10 protein-coding genes are annotated in these 16,991 nt (G+C 66.7%); 8 read left to right on the plus strand and 2 right to left on the minus strand.

The window, feature by feature from the left end; translation table 11 throughout:
- Positions 1–1,659 precede the first annotated feature (1,659 nt).
- The 8 genes from nrdR (at position 1,660) to AB0C16_RS21590 (ending at position 16,342) form a co-directional block, all read left to right on the plus strand.
- Complete coding sequence (nrdR, locus tag AB0C16_RS21555) at positions 1,660–2,115, plus strand: transcriptional regulator NrdR (RefSeq protein WP_357685486.1); 456 nt, start codon at positions 1,660–1,662, stop codon at positions 2,113–2,115.
- Positions 2,112–7,289 (plus strand): adenosylcobalamin-dependent ribonucleoside-diphosphate reductase, encoded by a 5,178-nt coding sequence (locus AB0C16_RS21560; RefSeq protein WP_357685488.1) that lies wholly within the window; start codon positions 2,112–2,114, stop codon positions 7,287–7,289. The genes nrdR and AB0C16_RS21560 overlap by 4 nt, the downstream gene beginning before the upstream one ends.
- A 200-nt stretch (positions 7,290–7,489) precedes the next feature.
- A complete protein-coding gene (locus tag AB0C16_RS21565) occupies positions 7,490–8,554 on the plus strand; it encodes a tyrosine-type recombinase/integrase (protein ID WP_357685490.1) in 1,065 nt (354 codons plus the stop codon).
- 16 nt (positions 8,555–8,570) lie between these two features.
- The gene (locus AB0C16_RS21570; protein ID WP_357685492.1) at positions 8,571–8,951 is read left to right on the plus strand and encodes a helix-turn-helix transcriptional regulator; all 381 of its coding nucleotides are present in this window, start codon (positions 8,571–8,573) and stop codon (positions 8,949–8,951) included.
- Between the two features lie 1,439 nt (positions 8,952–10,390).
- On the plus strand, positions 10,391–11,686 hold the full coding sequence (locus tag AB0C16_RS21575) for a hypothetical protein (RefSeq protein WP_357685494.1): 1,296 nt from the start codon (positions 10,391–10,393) through the stop codon (positions 11,684–11,686).
- Positions 11,687–12,017: 331 nt separating this feature from the next.
- Positions 12,018–14,036 (plus strand): Shedu anti-phage system protein SduA domain-containing protein, encoded by a 2,019-nt coding sequence (locus AB0C16_RS21580; protein WP_357685496.1) that lies wholly within the window; start codon positions 12,018–12,020, stop codon positions 14,034–14,036.
- Between the two features lie 511 nt (positions 14,037–14,547).
- Positions 14,548–15,645: a PrsW family intramembrane metalloprotease gene (locus AB0C16_RS21585; protein WP_357685498.1), complete on the plus strand. Its 1,098-nt coding sequence runs from the start codon at positions 14,548–14,550 to the stop codon at positions 15,643–15,645.
- 76 nt (positions 15,646–15,721) lie between these two features.
- Positions 15,722–16,342: a pyridoxamine 5'-phosphate oxidase family protein gene (locus AB0C16_RS21590; RefSeq protein ID WP_357685500.1), complete on the plus strand. Its 621-nt coding sequence runs from the start codon at positions 15,722–15,724 to the stop codon at positions 16,340–16,342.
- Positions 16,343–16,364: 22 nt separating this feature from the next.
- On the opposite strand, the gene AB0C16_RS21595 is transcribed toward AB0C16_RS21590, so the two are convergent.
- Together AB0C16_RS21595 and AB0C16_RS21600 are read right to left on the minus strand one after the other, a co-directional pair.
- On the minus strand, positions 16,365–16,535 hold the full coding sequence (locus tag AB0C16_RS21595; protein WP_357685502.1) for a hypothetical protein: 171 nt from the start codon (positions 16,533–16,535) through the stop codon (positions 16,365–16,367).
- Positions 16,536–16,707: 172 nt separating this feature from the next.
- On the minus strand, positions 16,708–16,991 hold a 284-nt coding region (locus AB0C16_RS21600; RefSeq protein ID WP_357685504.1), incomplete at its 5' end, for a sigma factor.

Consider the following 16,991-nt stretch of genomic DNA (forward strand, 5'->3'; position numbering starts at 1 on the left):
GACGACACCGCATCCCGTCCCGACGGCGATCCCACCGGCACCCCGGCCGCCGCGCCGAGTGGCGTGGTCGCGTCATCCGGCGGGGCTGAGGAATTCGGCGGATTTGAGGAGCCTGGGAGGAATGGGGCGGTGCCGCCGCTGGATGGGGCCGGGGCGAAGGGCGGAGTCGCGCCGACCGGCGGCCGAGGGGAGATCGGCGGGACGGCTGCGCCGGGCGGGGGCGCTGAGGCGAGGGGCGGCGCCGGAGCCGGCCACTCGAGGGGTGCGGGTCAAGAGACGGGGGGAAGCGTGGGTTCACGTGATAGCCGAGAGGCGGGGCGCGGCTCGGCGAGACCGGGGAGGCCGCGGTTGTGGCTCGTGCCGCCGCCGCGTTCGGAAACGGATGGTGCCCCGTTCCGCGGAGCGGCGCAGGTCCCTGGGAGCGACCTCCGACCTCGCGGCCGAGTGGCGGATTCGCCGGGGGTTACGCGACCTCGTGGAGAAGGGGCGAACCCTGCCGGCGGCATCGCACCTCGCCAAGGCATCCCGCCTGGCCAAGGGGTGGATTCCGAGGACGCCGTCGCGCCGCGTCGAGAGGCACCGCAGCCCGGCGGGAGAGGCGCGACCGGCGCCGAGTCGATGAGATCCCCGAAAGGGCGCAGGGCGGGGCGCAGTGGTGGCCGGGCCGCGGACGCGCTGATGCGCACCAAGCGAGGGCCCGTACACGGTGGGCCCGCACCCTTGCGGATGCCCACCGACGAGGCTCCTCCGGAGGTCCTCGGTCAGGGTGAGCCGGTGCGCCAGGGCAGGCAGCGGCGGAAGGGAGCCGCGCCGGCGTCTCGACGCAGTCCGGACGGCTCAGTCCGTCAGGAAGGCTTGAGGCGTCAGGGCAAGCCGGGGCGTGGGGCTGGAGTCAAGGGGCAAGCCGGGCAGGGTCGTACGGCTGGGCCGGAAGGGGGGGAGGGTCGGCCGGCGTCGGCGCCTGCCGGCGAGGACGTGGCGGCGAGCGGGCCGGAGCGCAGGCGGAAGGGGCTGTTGCGCAAGGGCAGGCGCCCTCGGGCGTCGGCGCGGGTACGCGACGGTGAGGGCCGAGCCGTTGAGCGGGTGCGGAAGCTGAGACGGCCGGCGAAGCCGCCCGTCCGGCTGACTCGCCGGGGCCGCGCCGTCCTGGTCGTGGGCATGGCGCTCCTGTCGCTCGGCGGCTTCTGGCTCGGCACCAGGACGGCGAGCCACGCTGCCACCGTGCCCGCGGCGACCCACCACGCGGGCCCGTCGTGGGTCTCCGGCTGGGCGGGTTGGATCCCCATCCGTGAGGGCTGGGTCTCCGACGACGCGCACGGACGAGGCTCTGAGTCGGCTGAAGGATGTGCAACCGGATACCGGTGTGAGAGTCGTTCACGAACGTGGTGAGGGCGAAGCGAAGTGACGCGTGAGCCGACACGCCCGGGGCAGCCGAAACAGGCTGTGCTGATCAGCGACTTCGGTTGGATGGGTCTGCTCAACTTGCGTTCATGGTCGCGCGCTTCTACCGTTGGACCACAACATCTAGTAGTTACACCGATGTAGTTCACCACACCTTGTGTTTCCGCGACCGCACCATGGCACGCTATGGGGCGTGCGCGAGCGTTCCGTTGCGCGTGCTTTACGCCGGTGGTGACCGCGGGTCTAGGAGGCGAAAGCGTGCATTGTCCGTTCTGTCGTCATCCTGACACCAGGGTCATCGACAGCCGTTCCACGGACGACGGGGCCGCCATCCGGCGTCGCCGGACCTGTCCCGAATGCGGGCGCAGGTTCACCACGCAGGAGACCGTACTCCTGATGGTGAGCAAGCGCAGCGGGGTGACGGAGCCGTTCTCGCGGGACAAGGTCGTCGCGGGCGTGCGGCGGGCCTGTCAGGGCAGACCGGTGAGCGAAGACTCGCTGGCTCAGCTCGGTCAGCGGGTCGAGGAGGCCATCAGGGCCAAGGGCGCCGCGGAGATCCCCTCCAACGAGGTGGGGCTGGCGATCCTGGGCCCGTTACGGGAACTGGACGAGGTGGCCTACTTGCGGTTCGCATCGGTATATCGCGGTTTCGAGAGCCTGGCTGACTTCGAGGCCGAGATCGAACAGTTGAAGGCGGAGAAGGGGGAGTCATGACGGAGACGGTCAGCGGTTCAGTCGCACGCGGGGGTAAGCGTCCTCGCAAGGGCTTGAAGATGAAGCGGATCTTCACCAAGCCGGGCGTGCATCCGTACGACGACATCGCGTGGGAGCGTCGCGACGTCGTCATGACCAACTGGCGTGACGGCTCGATCAACTTCGAGCAACGGGGCGTCGAGTTTCCGGAGTTCTGGTCGGTCAACGCGGCCAACATCGTGACGACCAAGTACTTCCGCGGCGCCGTGGGCACGCCGCAGCGCGAGTGGAGCCTGAAGCAACTGGTGGACCGGGTCGTCGGTGTCTACACCAGGACGGCGATCGAGCACGGCTACTTCGCCGGTGACGAGGACGCCGAGATCTTCGACCACGAGCTGAAGCACGCCCTCGTCCACCAGATCTTCGCCTTCAACTCGCCGGTCTGGTTCAACGTGGGCACCCAGTCGCCCCAGCAGGTGAGCGCTTGTCAACCCTACGACGCTCTGGTGAGCACTCCAGGCGGGCTGATTCCGATCGGCGAACTCGTCGAGGGCGACGCGATCGGCGCGAAGGTCTACGACGCGCACGGCGTCACGCGCGTCGTCGCCACGAAGGCCAATGGCGTCAAGAACGTCCTGCGCCTGCACACCGAGGCGGGCTACACGCTGGATGTCACGGGTGACCACCTGGTGTGGAAGGCGACCGGCGACGGCACCGGTTACTTCGTGGAGGCCGGCACGCTGAAGCCCGGCGATCAGCTCGAGTGGCATCGGCGTGACGCTTTCGGCGAAGGCGAGATCGACTTCGCCGAAGTGTCCGAGGCCGCACTGGCCGGGTGGATGCAGTCGGATGGCTTCGTCGGCCAGTACAACGGCACCGACAAGTCGCTCACCATCGAGGCGATGACGGTCAACCCTGCCGAGCTGGCCTGGGTGACCAAGGCGCTGGACAGCGTGTTCCCCGAAGCGCACCGCAAGGAGCGCACGGTAGAGACACAGGACACATCCCTTGACTGTCGCCGCACCCGCCTGTACGGCGAGGTTCTCGAGAGCTTCGTTGACAAGTGGGGCCTGTGGCCGAGGGGCACCGATACGACCGTCCCGGACAGACTCTTCACAGCGCCGCTCCCGGTGGTGGCGGCGTACCTTCGCAGTGCCTTCCAGGCCGAGGGGGTCGTGTCGGCCAGGAAGAAGTCCACCGTCGTCGAGGTCGACATGATCTCGGAGGAGCTGATCCGTGGCATGCAGCGGCTCCTGCTGCGGTTCGGCATCTACGCGCGGGTTGGATTCGAGAAGGAATCCCGCGAAGACCGCAAGGGTCGCTGGACGCTGCGGATCCAGTCCGCAGGAGACCGGCGGACGTTCGCCGACGAGATCGGCTTCGTTGACGAGGTCAAAACGGGCAAGCTTGAGCGGAGCTTCGACAAGCCCGGCCAGCCGTCGAGGGAGACCAAGCGGCTGGAGGTCGCACGCATCGAGGAACTCGGCGCGATGGAGGTCTACGACATCCAGACCGAGAGCGGGGAGTACCTCTCGGGCAACCTTCGGGTCCACAACTGTTTCATCCTCGCCGTGGACGACCAGATGGAGTCGATCCTGGAGTGGTACAAGGAAGAGGGCGTGATCTTCAAGGGTGGTTCGGGCTCGGGGGTCAACCTCTCCCGCATCCGCTCCTCCAAGGAGTTGCTCTCCAGCGGTGGCACGGCCAGCGGCCCGGTGTCGTTCATGCGCGGCGCCGACGCCAGCGCGGGCACCATCAAGTCCGGTGGCGCCACCCGCCGGGCGGCCAAGATGGTCGTGCTCGACGTCGACCACCCCGACATCGAGGAGTTCATCGAGACCAAGGCGCGCGAGGAGGACAAGGTGCGCGCGCTCCGCGACGCCGGGTTCGACATGGACCTGGGCGGCAAGGACATCGTCTCGGTGCAGTACCAGAACGCCAACAACTCGGTCCGGGTCTCCGACGAGTTCATGCGCGCGGTGGAGCGGGGTGACAGGTTCGGCCTGCGGGCCCGTCTCACCGGCGAGGTGATCGAGACCGTCGACTCCCGCGACCTGTTCCGCAAGATGGCCAAGGCCGCCTGGGAGTGCGCCGACCCGGGCATCCAGTACGACGACACGATCAACGACTGGCACACCACCCCCGAAACAGGGCGAATCACCGCAAGTAACCCCTGCTCGGAATACGTACATTTGGACAATTCGTCCTGCAACCTGGCCAGCATCAACCTGCTGAAGTTCCTGAACGACGACAACTCCTTCGACATCCAGAGCTTCGTCAAGCTGACCGAGCTCATCATCACGGCCATGGACGTGTCGATCACGTTCGCCGACTTCCCGACCGAGAAGATCGGCGAGACGACCCGCGCCTACCGCCAGCTCGGCATCGGCTACGCCAACCTGGGCGCGCTGCTCATGGCGACCGGCCACGCCTACGACTCCGACGGCGGGCGCGCCGTGGCCGGGGCGATCACCTCGCTGATGACCGGTGCGTCCTACCGCCGCAGCGCCGAGCTGGCCGGCGTCGTCGGCCCGTACGACGGCTATGCCCGCAACGCCGAGCCGCACAAGCGGGTCATGCGCAAGCACGCCGCCGCCAACGACAATCTGCGCACGGTCGGCGCCATGGACGGCAAGATCCACGCCGAGGCGTCCCGTCAGTGGTCGGAGTGCCTGCGCATCGGCGAGAAGAACGGCTACCGCAACGCCCAGGCCTCGTTGCTGGCGCCGACCGGTTGCCTCACCGGTGACACGCTGATCACCACCGACCGCGGTCTCGTCCGGCTCTCGGAGATCGGCGACGTCTACGGTGACCGCTGGCAGGATCTGGATATGACGGTCTCGACGGATGAGGGACCACGCCGGGCGACGAAGTTCTTCGTCAACGGTGAGGAGCCCACCCGCCTGCTCAGGACCGCCGGTGGCTACCAGATCCAGGGCACCCTCACCCACCGTGTGAAGGTGGTGGACCAGGCGAACGGCGAGTGGATCTGGAAGCGCATGGCCGACGTGGGCCCGGGAGACATCCTGCCGATGCAGCTGAGGACCCTGGTGGGGAGCCCTCGCGAGGTCCCGCTGCCCATTCTGGATCAGGCCTACTATGCGGGCGACCGGAACGTACGGGTTCCCGATGCCGTCTGCGAAGAGCTCGCCGAGTTGGTGGGCTACTTCATGGGCGACGGCAGCCTGCACAGCAAGGGCATCAGGCTGTGCGTGGCAGACACCGACCTCGATGTGGTGGAGCGACTGCGGATCATCTCCAAGTCGCTGTTCGACCTGGAGCCCGTCGTCACGGCGAAGGAGGGCTACCACGAGGTGGTCCTGCAGTCCGTACGGCTGGCTCGCTGGTGGGAGGGAGCCGGTTTCGCCAAGGAGCTTCCTGGCGTCGACCATTCCGGCAAGGGCTGGACTCCGCGGGTTCCCTCGGCGATTCTCGAGACCAACGACGCCGTTGTGTACGCGGCGTTCCTGCGTGGCCTGTTCGAGGCCGACGGCACCGTCGTCGAGGGTGTGCCCAGCGTCAGCACCACATCGAAGTCGTTCGCGGGTGAGATCCGCACACTTCTGCTCGCTCTCGGCATGATCACCACCACCAGGACGACGGTCAGCGGTTTCGGAAGCGACGTCTACCAGGTGCGCCTGCGCAACATCGACAACGCGCTGGACTACGACGAGGTGATCGGCTTCCTCGGTGAGCGCAAGGCGCGGGCGCTGGCGTTCGCGGAGCCTGAGGGTTCGGCCAGGAGGGACTACGTCTACCTGCCGCGCGAGGCGTGGGAGGAGCTTGCGCCCGAGGGCCACAGGTCCCGCGACGCGATCCTGCGGTCGCTTCGCGAAGTCGGTGGGGTGCCGCGGATGGCGGCCAGGCTGCTGTTCACGGAGACGCTCGACGAGCGGCTGGCACACGCTCTGGGGTATGCCTTCGAGGCCGTCGAGGCCAACGAGGACGGCGGCGTGCAGCCCACCTACGACCTGTCGGTGCCGGAGAACGTCACCTACGTGGCCAACGGCATGGTCAGCCACAACACCATCGGCCTGATGATGGACTGCGACACGACCGGCATCGAGCCCGACCTGGCGCTGGTCAAGTTCAAGAAGCTCGTGGGCGGCGGCTCCATGCAGATCGTCAACCAGACGGTCCCGCGGGCGCTCCAGCAGCTCGGCTACCAGCAGGAGCAGAGCGAGGCCATCGTCGAGTACATCGCCGAGCACGGCCACGTCGTCGACGCTCCCGGGCTGCGCAGGGAGCACTACGAGGTGTTCGACTGCGCGATGGGTGAGCGAGCGATCGCCCCCATGGGCCACGTGCGCATGATGGCCGCCGCCCAGCCGTTCCTGTCGGGAGCCATCTCCAAGACGGTCAACCTGCCCGAGTCGGCCACGATCGACGACATCGAGCAGGTCTACATGGAGGGCTGGAAGCTCGGCCTCAAGGCGCTGGCGGTCTACCGCGACAACTGCAAGGTCGGCCAGCCGCTGTCCGTCGGCGGCAAGAAGGACGACACCAAGAAGGACGACACCAAGGCCGAGGCGGTGCCCGAGGTCAAGGTGGTCGAGGTCAACCGCCCGACCAGGCGGCGGATGCCCAACCAGCGGCCCAGCACGACCACCCGCTTCACGGTGGGCGGGGCCAAGGGCTACATGACCGCCTCGTCCTACCCCGACGACGGGCTCGGCGAGGTCTTCCTCAAGATGTCCAAGCAGGGCTCGACACTGGCGGGCGTCATGGACGCCTTCTCGGTGGCGATCTCGATCGGGCTCCAGTACGGCGTGCCGCTCGAGACGTACATGAGCAAGTTCGTCAACATGCGGTTCGAGCCGGCCGGGATGACCGACGACCCGGACATCCGGATGGCCACCTCGGTGATGGACTACATCTTCCGGCGTCTGGCGCTCGACCACCTGCCCTACGACGAGCGGGCGGCGCTGGGCATCTTCTCGGCCGCCGAGCGGGCCGCGCAGCAGCGGGGCGAGGACCCGGCGGTGCTGGCGGAGACGGTCGACCGGGAGGCGCTCGCGCAGTCGGCGCCGATCGAGGAGAAGCCGGCCCTGGAGCCGGTCAAGGAGCTGACGCTGGAGAGCCACCAGCGCTTCACCGCCGACGCGCCGCTCTGCATGACGTGCGGCACCAAGATGCGGCCGGCGGGCAGCTGCTACGTCTGCGAGGGCTGCGGCTCGACCAGCGGCTGCAGCTGACTCCCCGAAGTCATCCGGTCTAACCGGAACTCGACGCTTCGGCTGAGGTCTTACTGATGTTGGGTTTACGGGGAGGTTCGGCCTTTGGGCCGGACCTCCTTGCTATTGACGCAGGGCCCTCACATGCTAGTCTCCGGTTTAACCGGCACATCACCGGTTAAACCGGAAGAGGTATTGTGGCGGATAGTCACCTTCGTCTCGTGCAGGGAACCCCTCAACAGGGGGTGCAGGCGGAGCTCTTCGCCGACATGCTGCGGGGCTACGGCACCATGCTTCTGGCGGCCGGCAGGGATCGGCAATCGACCGGCAAGCTCCTGCAGATGCTTCGTGGATTCGTCGTGTGGTCGGACGCCTGGCCTTGGGAGTGGACTGCTCAGGACGTCGATGAATGGTCGGCCGACATGCGTGAGCGTGAGATCGCACTGTCTACGCTGCGCAGCCGCCAAGGTGTAGTTCGCCGGTTCTGCGAGTACGCAGTCAACCCGCAGTACCCGTGGGTCGAGCGGTGCCAGGAGGCGTTCGGCCAAGTGCCGAAACAGGTCTGCCACGAATGGAACACCACTCGGCACATCGAAGAATACGATCACCGGCCGGAACGGCGCGAGGTCAGCCGAGACGAGCTGCGGGTGCTTTTCGACCACGTTGACGACCGGGTTGAAGAACTCGTGGCCGCCAACCACAAGGGCGCGGCGATCGCCTGGAGAAACGCGACCATGTTCAAGGTCCAGTACGCCACTGGCGTGCGGGCGGGCGAACTCGTCAAGATCCAGACCTGCGATCTGCTTCCCCATCCGGTGGCGCCGCAGTTCGGCCGCTTGGCCGTCGTGAGAGTCCGCTGGGGCAAGCGTAGTAAGGGCGGCACTTACCGCCAGCGCGGAGTGCAGATGGTCTTGGACTGGGCGGTCGAGGCGCTTCGCGTCTATTTGGAGGACGTCCGGCCGGTCTTCCCCGAAGGGCCTTGGCTGTGGCCCTCCGAGCGCTGCGACGCCTCCGGCCGTCAGCAGCCGCTCACGACCCGTACCTATCAGAGTGCCTTCGCGGACCGCCGCGATGCCTGCGGCCTGGACACCAACCTGACGCCGCACTGCCTGCGTCACAGCTATCTGACACATACCGCCGAGGCAGGCCGTGATGCCGCATGGCGGCAGCGCCAGGCCGGGCACAAGCTGGCATCGACGACCTCGAACTACACCCACATCGGCGAGGACCATATGAACCGTGAGATGACGGCGGCAATCGCCGACCTGACCGCGCGGACCCGGTAGCGGCAGCGGAGGAACCATGGCCCAGGCGACAGCCAAGAACGACGCCGGCGGTACTGCGCGCGGGCCGCTGGTGCGGACCATGCCCTGGGGGCAGGCGGTGCGGTGGCAGCTGCCGGTACTGATGGCCAATGCCCAAATCCGGTTCGCCAAACAGCTCCAGGAACTGCTGACGGCCCAGGGGGTCAAGATCGGACACAGCCGCGTTCACGAGCTAGTGACCCAGGCACCGACACGACTCACCGTCGAGGTTCAGTTCGCGCTGTGCCGGATCTTCGATTGCACCCCGTCCGATCTGTGGCTCGACCTTGGTCAGGTCGCAACTGATCACGAGCCCGACCCCGCAGCCCGGCAACGGCTGCGTGGTGCGAAAGTCGTTCGCGCCGGTGAGTTCCTATGACGGCCGCCAAGACTGCAGCCGAGATGGCTGAGGCTGTCCACGCTCGCCTTTCCGGCACGACGCTGGATGCTGTCACCGCCGCTATCAAAGCTTCCGGACTGGCCCAGAGCGGTCTTGCGCGCTTCGTCAACCGGCTACAGAGTCCCGCGGGGGCAGAGTGGCCGAATGTCGCCATGACCGGGGAGGTCGCATATCAGCTGGCGGTTGCACTGCACGAGGCCGGCATCATCGACCGCATTCCCCCGTGCACGCATTGCGGACGCCCCCGTCGGGTGGACTCGCGAGGATCATCGCAGCCGACCTGCAAGGCTTGCGGGCCCCGCAATGCCGACGGGTCCAAGGCCCGGAGCGTTGATCCCGGTAGATCGACGTGCCCTGCCGGACTCCACAGGATGCCGGCATTGGCCTCACACTGCGACAACTGCGCCGACGATCAGGACACCGCTCTTGTCGAGCACGCGATCGTGCAGCTCGGTGCCAGCACCGACGCAGCGCAAAAAGTCATCGTAGACGTCCTGATTCACCGGATATCCCGACGCCGAGTGGCGGAATGGCTGCGCGCTGGCGGGTCACTGACTCAGGACAACGCACCCCCGCCGCTGGTTCAACGGCTTCGGCACGCCCTTGCTGCCGAACTGCCACATCTTGCCCGGACCCGGTGCGCGGGCTGCGGAAGAGAGCGGCGTGTCCTTCCCCATCGAAGTGAAGACGGCCGTATCTGCGAGAACTGCTATCGGAAGACCTCAGAACGAATTGAGACCTGCCGGTCCTGCCGGAAGGAGCGCCACGTCGCCTGGCGCGACGAAGACGGCTGGCCCTGGTGCGCCCCATGCCGCCGACGCCATCCCGATGTCGCCGAACCATGCTGCCGCTGCGGGAAGACCGGACATGTCACCGCGCGAACACCGGACGGGCCAATCGGACTCTGCTGCTATCAGACCCCTGTGGAGCAGTGCCGTGGTTGCCTACGACACCGCCCTGTCTCCGCCCGGACCGGTGACGGACCGCTCTGCAAGTCCTGCGCCCGACGCCCCTTGGAAACCTGCGCCAATTGTGGACAAGAACGGCTGATTCCTCGGCTGAGGACCCGTGGCCGTTCCGGCTGGTGCTTCGGCTGCATCGCGCAGGCCACAGCGACCTTTGCCACGGTTGGCGAAGACCCTGCGGAGGCCGAAGACGTCGACAACCTGCGGTTAGCAGTATGCGTCGCCTGCGGCAGAGACCACGGCATCAGCTTCCTCCCAGACGGCCCGAGATGCTCCAGCTGCCGAGATCGGGCCATGCGTCGACGGGAGGAGTGCAGCCGCTGCGGGAAGACCAGACGCGTCTTCTTCATCCCCGGAGTCTGCAGCGAATGCCTCGGCGTCGACGTCGGTGGCACCTGCACTGGATGCGGGCTAGAGGACCGGCTCCACTCGGGCGGTCGTTGCGAAAGATGTGTGCTGACCGAGCGCCTCAGCAAGGTCTTCAACGATTGTGGAGACGCAGGCCGCGCGGTCGCCGAGCGGTTGGCCGCCAGCCCCAACCCCAGATCCAGCCTGAACTGGCTCGAGCAGAGCCCCACGGCGCAGATTCTTATCGGACTTCTTCGGCGCGAGCACAAACCCGCTCACGAAGATCTCGACGCGATCGCAAGCCTGGAGCGTGCCGATGGCAAAGCAGATCGGCGCCAAGCCGTCGAGAACGCCAGGATGATCCTCGTCGCGACCGAAGTTCTCGAACCCCGACATGCTCTCGCCGGCCGTTACGAAGCCTGGGCACAACAGGTGCTGGTCAAGGTCGAGCAGGCCGCCGACCGCTGGACTCTCCAGCAGTTCCATCGTCACCGGCTCCTACCATCCGTCGAAGGTCCATGTGAAGCAGGCAAGGCAACTCGTGGCACTGTGAGGCGAGCCCAGAACCAGCTACGTGCTGCGATCGACCTGCTGGCCTGGACTCAACTACGAGGCGGCCTGACCGAGCTCGACCGATCAGGCGTCGACGAGTGGCTGGCAGGCCCGAGCACCCGCCACTGGGCCCGGGAGTTCTTGCTCTGGGCAATCCGCCAACGTCTGCTGGACCTTCCGATATCCGCGATCCCGTTGCGGATGCCCCAATCCCCACCCGCCGTCGAGGACTATCAGCTGCGCATCGACTTGGCTCACAGACTGCTTCATGAAGAAGGGCTTCCCGCAGACGTTCGCGTTGCCGGTCTTCTCGTCGTCCTCTACGGTCAGCACCTGTCTCGGATCGCCAGCATCGAACGAGAGAGCGTCGACCCAGCATCCACGCCCCCACGGATCAAGCTGGGTAAGGATTGGCTAGAGCTACCCGAGCCGATGGGTCGGCACATCGCCGAGCTGCTCGGGCAGGGTCCTCGCCGGAATGCACCATTCGTCGAAAACGCCAAGTGGCTCTTCCTCGGAGACGGAGCCGGAACCCATCTATCCTCCGATCGACTTGGCGTCCGGCTGGCCAAGTACGGCATCCACGCCCGACCGATGCGCAATACCGTGTTGTTCCAGCTGGGCACGACCGTCCAACCAAGGACTCTGGCCCGGCTCCTCGACCTCCACATCACCACCGCCGTGGACTGGGTCAATAAGGCTGGCGGCATCTACGCGAACTATTGGGGACAAGTCCTCCGGGATGAAGATGCCGAGGATCTTGACCTCTTCGACCCAGGACTTGAAACCCTCGACGAGGATGGCGATGACGATCCGGAGGATCTCCTCGACGAACTCGGAATCCTATGACAGGCACGCTGATCACATGAGCACCATCGCTGTGTCTACGCCGGTGCACATGCCGAAGCGGCCCTGGCAAGATTTTCGTGAAGCGGTGGTGTGCCACCGCGCTCCGATTACGTCCGTCATGGGTCGCGCGGCCCCTGCGGGTGCATGGTGATTTCGTGTGGGTTATGCCTCCACGCCCTGGATGTGGAAAGGGTGGAGCGAGTGCGGGGAGCAACGTGTTCGACGAGGTGAAAGTCTCAATTGTCCGGCGCCCTACTGCTTAACCGTCCATCCTGGACGCATGACTTCCACCGCTCCCGTCAGAGCGAACGAGCCGCCTACCATCACGGCGGTGACGCGACGCGACATCTTCACCTACCTGCGCGGGATATCGCGCACCTGGTGGGGCAAGATGGACGAGGTCACGTTCCTGGAGGGCCTCTACGACCTGGATCGACCTCCAGCCGGCAACAGCCACCTTCCAACTGTCCGCGCCGATATCCAGCAGCACCGGTTTAACAACCAAGACCTGCCCGATGACTGGATCTTCGAGGACTCCCGCTTGGAGCTCTCCCACGGACCGGATGAGGTACTGCTCGCCTTTCTGGCACGAATGGTTCATCCTGAAGTGGTGGCCGACGTCGACGAGGCTATAAAGCACGTCGAGAAACTGAACCTGCTTCTGGCGCCCGACGGATGGGGTCTGCGTCCGTACGAGTTCCTCTCGGGCCGCCCTCTGTATGAGCCGGTACGAGTTCCGCCTAGTGGCCCGTTGGTCCCGCTGCCGCTGGAGGATGAGGACACGGGCAAGCTCGACCTGGTCCTGGGCCAGACCTTCAGCCTCCTGGACTGCGCTGGCGAGGAGACCGCACGCGACCTGCTCCGCACTGCGGTCCTGACCCTCCGCCGTGACGGCGGCTTCTTTCATCCCACACCTGGCGACAGTTGGACCGACGCCACCTACGAGGCGGTCCTGACAGTGGAGCGCGAGCTTCTGCCCACCTGCACGCCGAAGGTGAAGGAGGTGATCTGGCAGACGCTGCAGTCCGTGCTCATCCAGCTCGAACGCATCGACGTCCAGGACCTGGTGGTCGAAGGCGACACCCGCCCGCTGCCCCACATCCCGCCGGACTGGCGGACCCAAGCCGCAGCGCCCGCGACCCCCATCGTTCGAGGCTTCCGACTCCCCTTCTCCACCACCGAGTTCGATGTCACCCGCAGGGACTTCACCGACCTAGAGATCCGCGGTTCGCAGGACACCAGCGGGTTCCACTACCTCTATGACACCCGCGCCAGCCGGATGATCACAGAATTCATCCTGGACGACCGGCCGCAGGTAGCGACCCTGTGCAGCGTCACCATTATCAAGAAGGGCGACACCTTCACGCCGAGGATCAAGCTCTGGAAGAAGGACAAGAAGAAGGCTGGGGAATCCTCCACCACACTGACAGTGCCTGAGACCGGGACCACCCGGGCCGTCAAGGCGCTCGTCGATACCGGGGACGTCCACGAGAACTTCTGGAAAGTCATCAACTTCCTCCAGGGCTGCACCGGCTTGAGCACGCCCGGCGACTCCCTCCAGCTCGTGGCTGGCGACGAGGCCCAACTGGCCCAGCTACTGACCGGTCAGGACCGGACGATGGTTCTCGGTGCAGTCAAGACAGCTATCGGCGGCGGGCTCACAGAAGAGGACATCCGGCTGATCAGCAACCGCAAAGAACAGCTCAAGAGGTTCGAGCGCCTGCTGACCGATCCGGAGTACTTCCGGCAGGAGGAGAACCTGGCAACGACACGCGGGGCGGAGGCGGTCTGGCAGGCCTTCTTCGAGGCGAATCAGTGGATCTTCGGCTACGGCCTCAACCTCATCGCCTGCGAGTCCATCGACGACGGCAAACTGGAACGCATCACCACCGGCGCCAACATCTTCGGCGGAGCCGGGAAACGCATCGACGCCATCATGCGGTCCAAAGGTCTGATCAGCAGCATGCTCTTCTGCGAGATCAAGACCCACGACACCGAACTGCTCTCCAAGTCCCCGTACCGCGTGGGCGTCTACCAGGCATCCAAGGAGCTCGGCGGCGGCGTGGCACAAGTGCAGAAGACGGCCAGCAAGGCCCAGCAGCTCATCTCCAGCCAGCTCCTCACCCGGATCTACGAGGACGACGGCACCCCAACAGGCGTCGAACTGTCCACCACTCGCCCGCGACAGGTCGTGGTGATCGGGAGCCTGCGCGAGTTCACCCACAACGGTGCCGTGAACCCGGAAAAGATGAGCTCCTTCGAGCTGTACCGGAGATCCATCCAGGACGTCGAGATAATCACATTCGACGAACTCTACGAGCGGGCCTGCTTCATCGTCGAGGATCACTGAGGCGGACCGCTGCCAGGGCGCTCGCTGACACTTCCGCTACCCGTGATGGAGTGTTGCCGGCGCACGGGGCACATCCCTGCTTCACGGAGATCTTGCCAGGGCCGCTTTCCTGTGTACACCGACAGCATCGGACCGGGGTGGGCTCGTCGGGACATTCGCGATGCAGGGACGGCAGCAGAAAATAGACGGCCCACGCGACGGACTGCTCAGTCGCCTGTGATGGGTCGAACTCGGCGTACCTATGACTCCCAGCAGGTCCCAGTACCGTGGGCGGGGGGACATCGGTGGCCTCCTCATCGTCGCCGGAACCCTACCGGAGCTCGTTCCATGCCCGGCCGGCGAGCGAGCGCCCGCCCGACGGAGATCACGCGGCATCCGGCGAGCCCGCGGCGCGCGTCCTCACCCCGGAGGCCGGGAGGCGCGGCCGGCGTCGCGGCCGGCAAGTGACCGTTAAGCGAGCGTCGATGGGGCAGGTTCATAGTGAGGGTCCGAATCGAAGAGAGGCGTGACGATGACAGTCTCCTTACGGCCCCCCGCCCTCACTCGCCAGCCCAGCAAGGCGCTGCTGATCGGCCTGGTGGTCTCCAGCGCGCTGGCCGTGATCGTGCTGGTGGTGCTGCTGCTGAGCGGTGGTCCCGTCGGGTTCGGACTGTCACTGGCGCTGGCGCTGGCGCCGCTGCCCCTGCTGCTCGCGGCCGTGCTCTCCCTCGACCGGCTGGAGCCGGAGCCGAGGCTGCACCTGGCCTTCTCCTTCGCCTGGGGCGCGGGCGTGGCGATCGTGCTGGGGATCGCGCTCACGATCGCCGGCCAGGCGCTGTTCACCAGGGCGGGGTACGGCTCGCAGGTCGTCAACACCGTGGGCACCGTCTTCCTGGCGCCGGTGATCGAGGAGGCGCTGAAGGGTTCGGCGCTGCTGCTGCTCCTGCGCAGGAGGCAGGAGATCGACGGGCTCACCGACGGCATCATCTACGCCTCCATGGCCGGTCTGGGCTTCGCGGCGGTGGAGAACGTCGGCTACTACCTGATGAGCTTCACCGAGGGCGGCGTGGGCGCGACCATGCAGTTGTTCGTGATCAGAGGGCTGATCGACCCGCTCGGCCACCCCATCTACACCTCCATGATCGGTGTGGCCGTGGCGTACGCGCTGACCCGGCGCGGTCCCGCACGGTTCGCCGTGATCCCGCTCGGCTACCTCGCCGCGGTCGTCCTGCACGGGCTCTGGAACGGCAGCGCCACGACGGAGTCGCTGTCCTGGCTCGGCCTCGCCTACCTGGTGATCATGGGGGCGCTGGTCTTCCTCATCGTGGTGACCGTACGGGAGCGCAAGCAGCTGGTCGCCAAGATGGCCTTCTACCTGCCCGGATACCAGCAGACCGGGCTGGTCGTGGCGCCGGACATCGCGATGCTGAGCTCGCTGCCCGGGCGCCGGCTGGCCCGTAAGTGGGCCAGGGGCAAGGGACTGGGCAAGGAGATGTCCGACTACCAGCAGGCGGCGACCGAGCTGACCATGCTGCATCTGCGGGCGGAGCGGGAAGGCATGGACATGACCACGTTCGCGGCCGAGCGTGACGCGCTGCTGGGCGTGATGGCGCGGTCGCGCCGCTGGTGACGGCGCCGGCCCGGCCGCATCGGATGTTCGGCCCGATTCTCTGACAAGATTGAGCAAACCCCCGAAGGGAGAGCTGATGAGCTGGACGGAGATCGGGTCCGAGGCCGAGCTGCGCCAACTGCTGGGCGAGGTGAAGCCGCGCGCGGCGACCAAGGAACGCGCGCGTCTGCACGAGCGCGACAGGCAGTGGCTGGCCGCGTCCCCGTTCTGCCTGATCGCCACCTCCGACTCGGACGGCACCTGCGACGTCTCGCCTAAGGGCGACCCCGCCGGATTCACCCACGTCATCGACGACACCACGATCGCCATCCCCGAGCGCCCGGGCAACCGCAGGGCCGACGGGTTCCACAACATCCTGCGCAACCCGCACGTCGGCCTGATCTTCCTGATCCCCGGCCGCAACGAGACGCTGCGCGTCAACGGCCGCGCCCGGCTCGTCCGCGAGGCGCCGTTCTTCGACGAGCTGATCGTGAAGGGCCACCGGCCACAGCTGGCGGTCGTCGTGGAGATCGAGCAGATCTTCTTCCACTGCGCCAAGGCCTTCCTGCGCTCCTCGCTCTGGAAGCCCGGCCAGTGGGGCCCCGACCTGCTTCCCTCCCACGCCCAACTGGTCAAGGACGTGCAGACGGTCGACGAGACCCTCGAACAGCTCGAGAACTACTACGGCGAGGCTTACGCCAGACAGCTCTACGGCTGAGCCGGCGGCGGGCCCGCCCGGGTCAGGCCGCGGGAGGCGGGCCGTCGGGGAAGCGGATCACGTTGCGGCCGCTGTAGGCGCGCAGGTCGACGACCTTGGGATCCGGTGGAGACGGCTTGCGGCGGTCGCTGGAGCGGATGTCGCGGACCTTGTGCCTGGAAACGTGTGGCGGCACTGCCACCAGCCTCTTCATCGTGAGCCCCCCGTGATGTTCTTGTTACCTATGTTATCTACAGATACTCCTGTAAGTTCGGTGTAAGGAGTGTTTCAGTAGGGAAGCCGGCGGCCCGATGGGGACCGCAGGTCCAGGTCCGTGTTGCGGTCCGGACGCCGCTTCGTCGTCGGCTTGACGATCCTCACACGTCTCATGGTCTGCCCCCTCTCGGGCGCTCGGCTCGTATCACTGTGCGCCCCGCCGCGTGCCGGGGAGTTGGTGAGCGGTTGCAGCACAACCTAGTCCCGGTGCGGGCCCATGCTCCACGCATTTCTACCGTCTCGCCGCTCCAGGGCCCCGAGCCGTCGCAGGCCGTCGCGGGCCATCGCGGGCTGCGGAACAGCCACGAGCGCAGCGGCGCCCGGTCGGGGTCGTAGCCGGCGTGCCAGGCCTTGACCAGCGTCTCCTGCACCGCGTCCTCGGCCTCGAACCCGG

This window comes from Nonomuraea sp. NPDC048916 (assembly GCF_040649575.1).
Classification (GTDB): Bacteria; Actinomycetota; Actinomycetes; order Streptosporangiales; family Streptosporangiaceae; genus Nonomuraea.

What these genes read in the sequence shown, in the direction of transcription:
- AB0C16_RS21560 (WP_357685488.1), top strand. Translation starts at nt 2,112, where the DNA reads ATGACGGAGACGGTCAGCGGTTCAGTCGCACGCGGGGGTAAGCGTCCT.
- AB0C16_RS21570 (WP_357685492.1), top strand. Translation starts at nt 8,571, where the DNA reads ATGGCCCAGGCGACAGCCAAGAACGACGCCGGCGGTACTGCGCGCGGG.
- AB0C16_RS21585 (WP_357685498.1), top strand. Translation starts at nt 14,548, where the DNA reads ATGACAGTCTCCTTACGGCCCCCCGCCCTCACTCGCCAGCCCAGCAAG.
- AB0C16_RS21590 (WP_357685500.1), top strand. Translation starts at nt 15,722, where the DNA reads ATGAGCTGGACGGAGATCGGGTCCGAGGCCGAGCTGCGCCAACTGCTG.
- AB0C16_RS21595 (WP_357685502.1), bottom strand. Translation starts at nt 16,535, where the DNA reads ATGAAGAGGCTGGTGGCAGTGCCGCCACACGTTTCCAGGCACAAGGTC.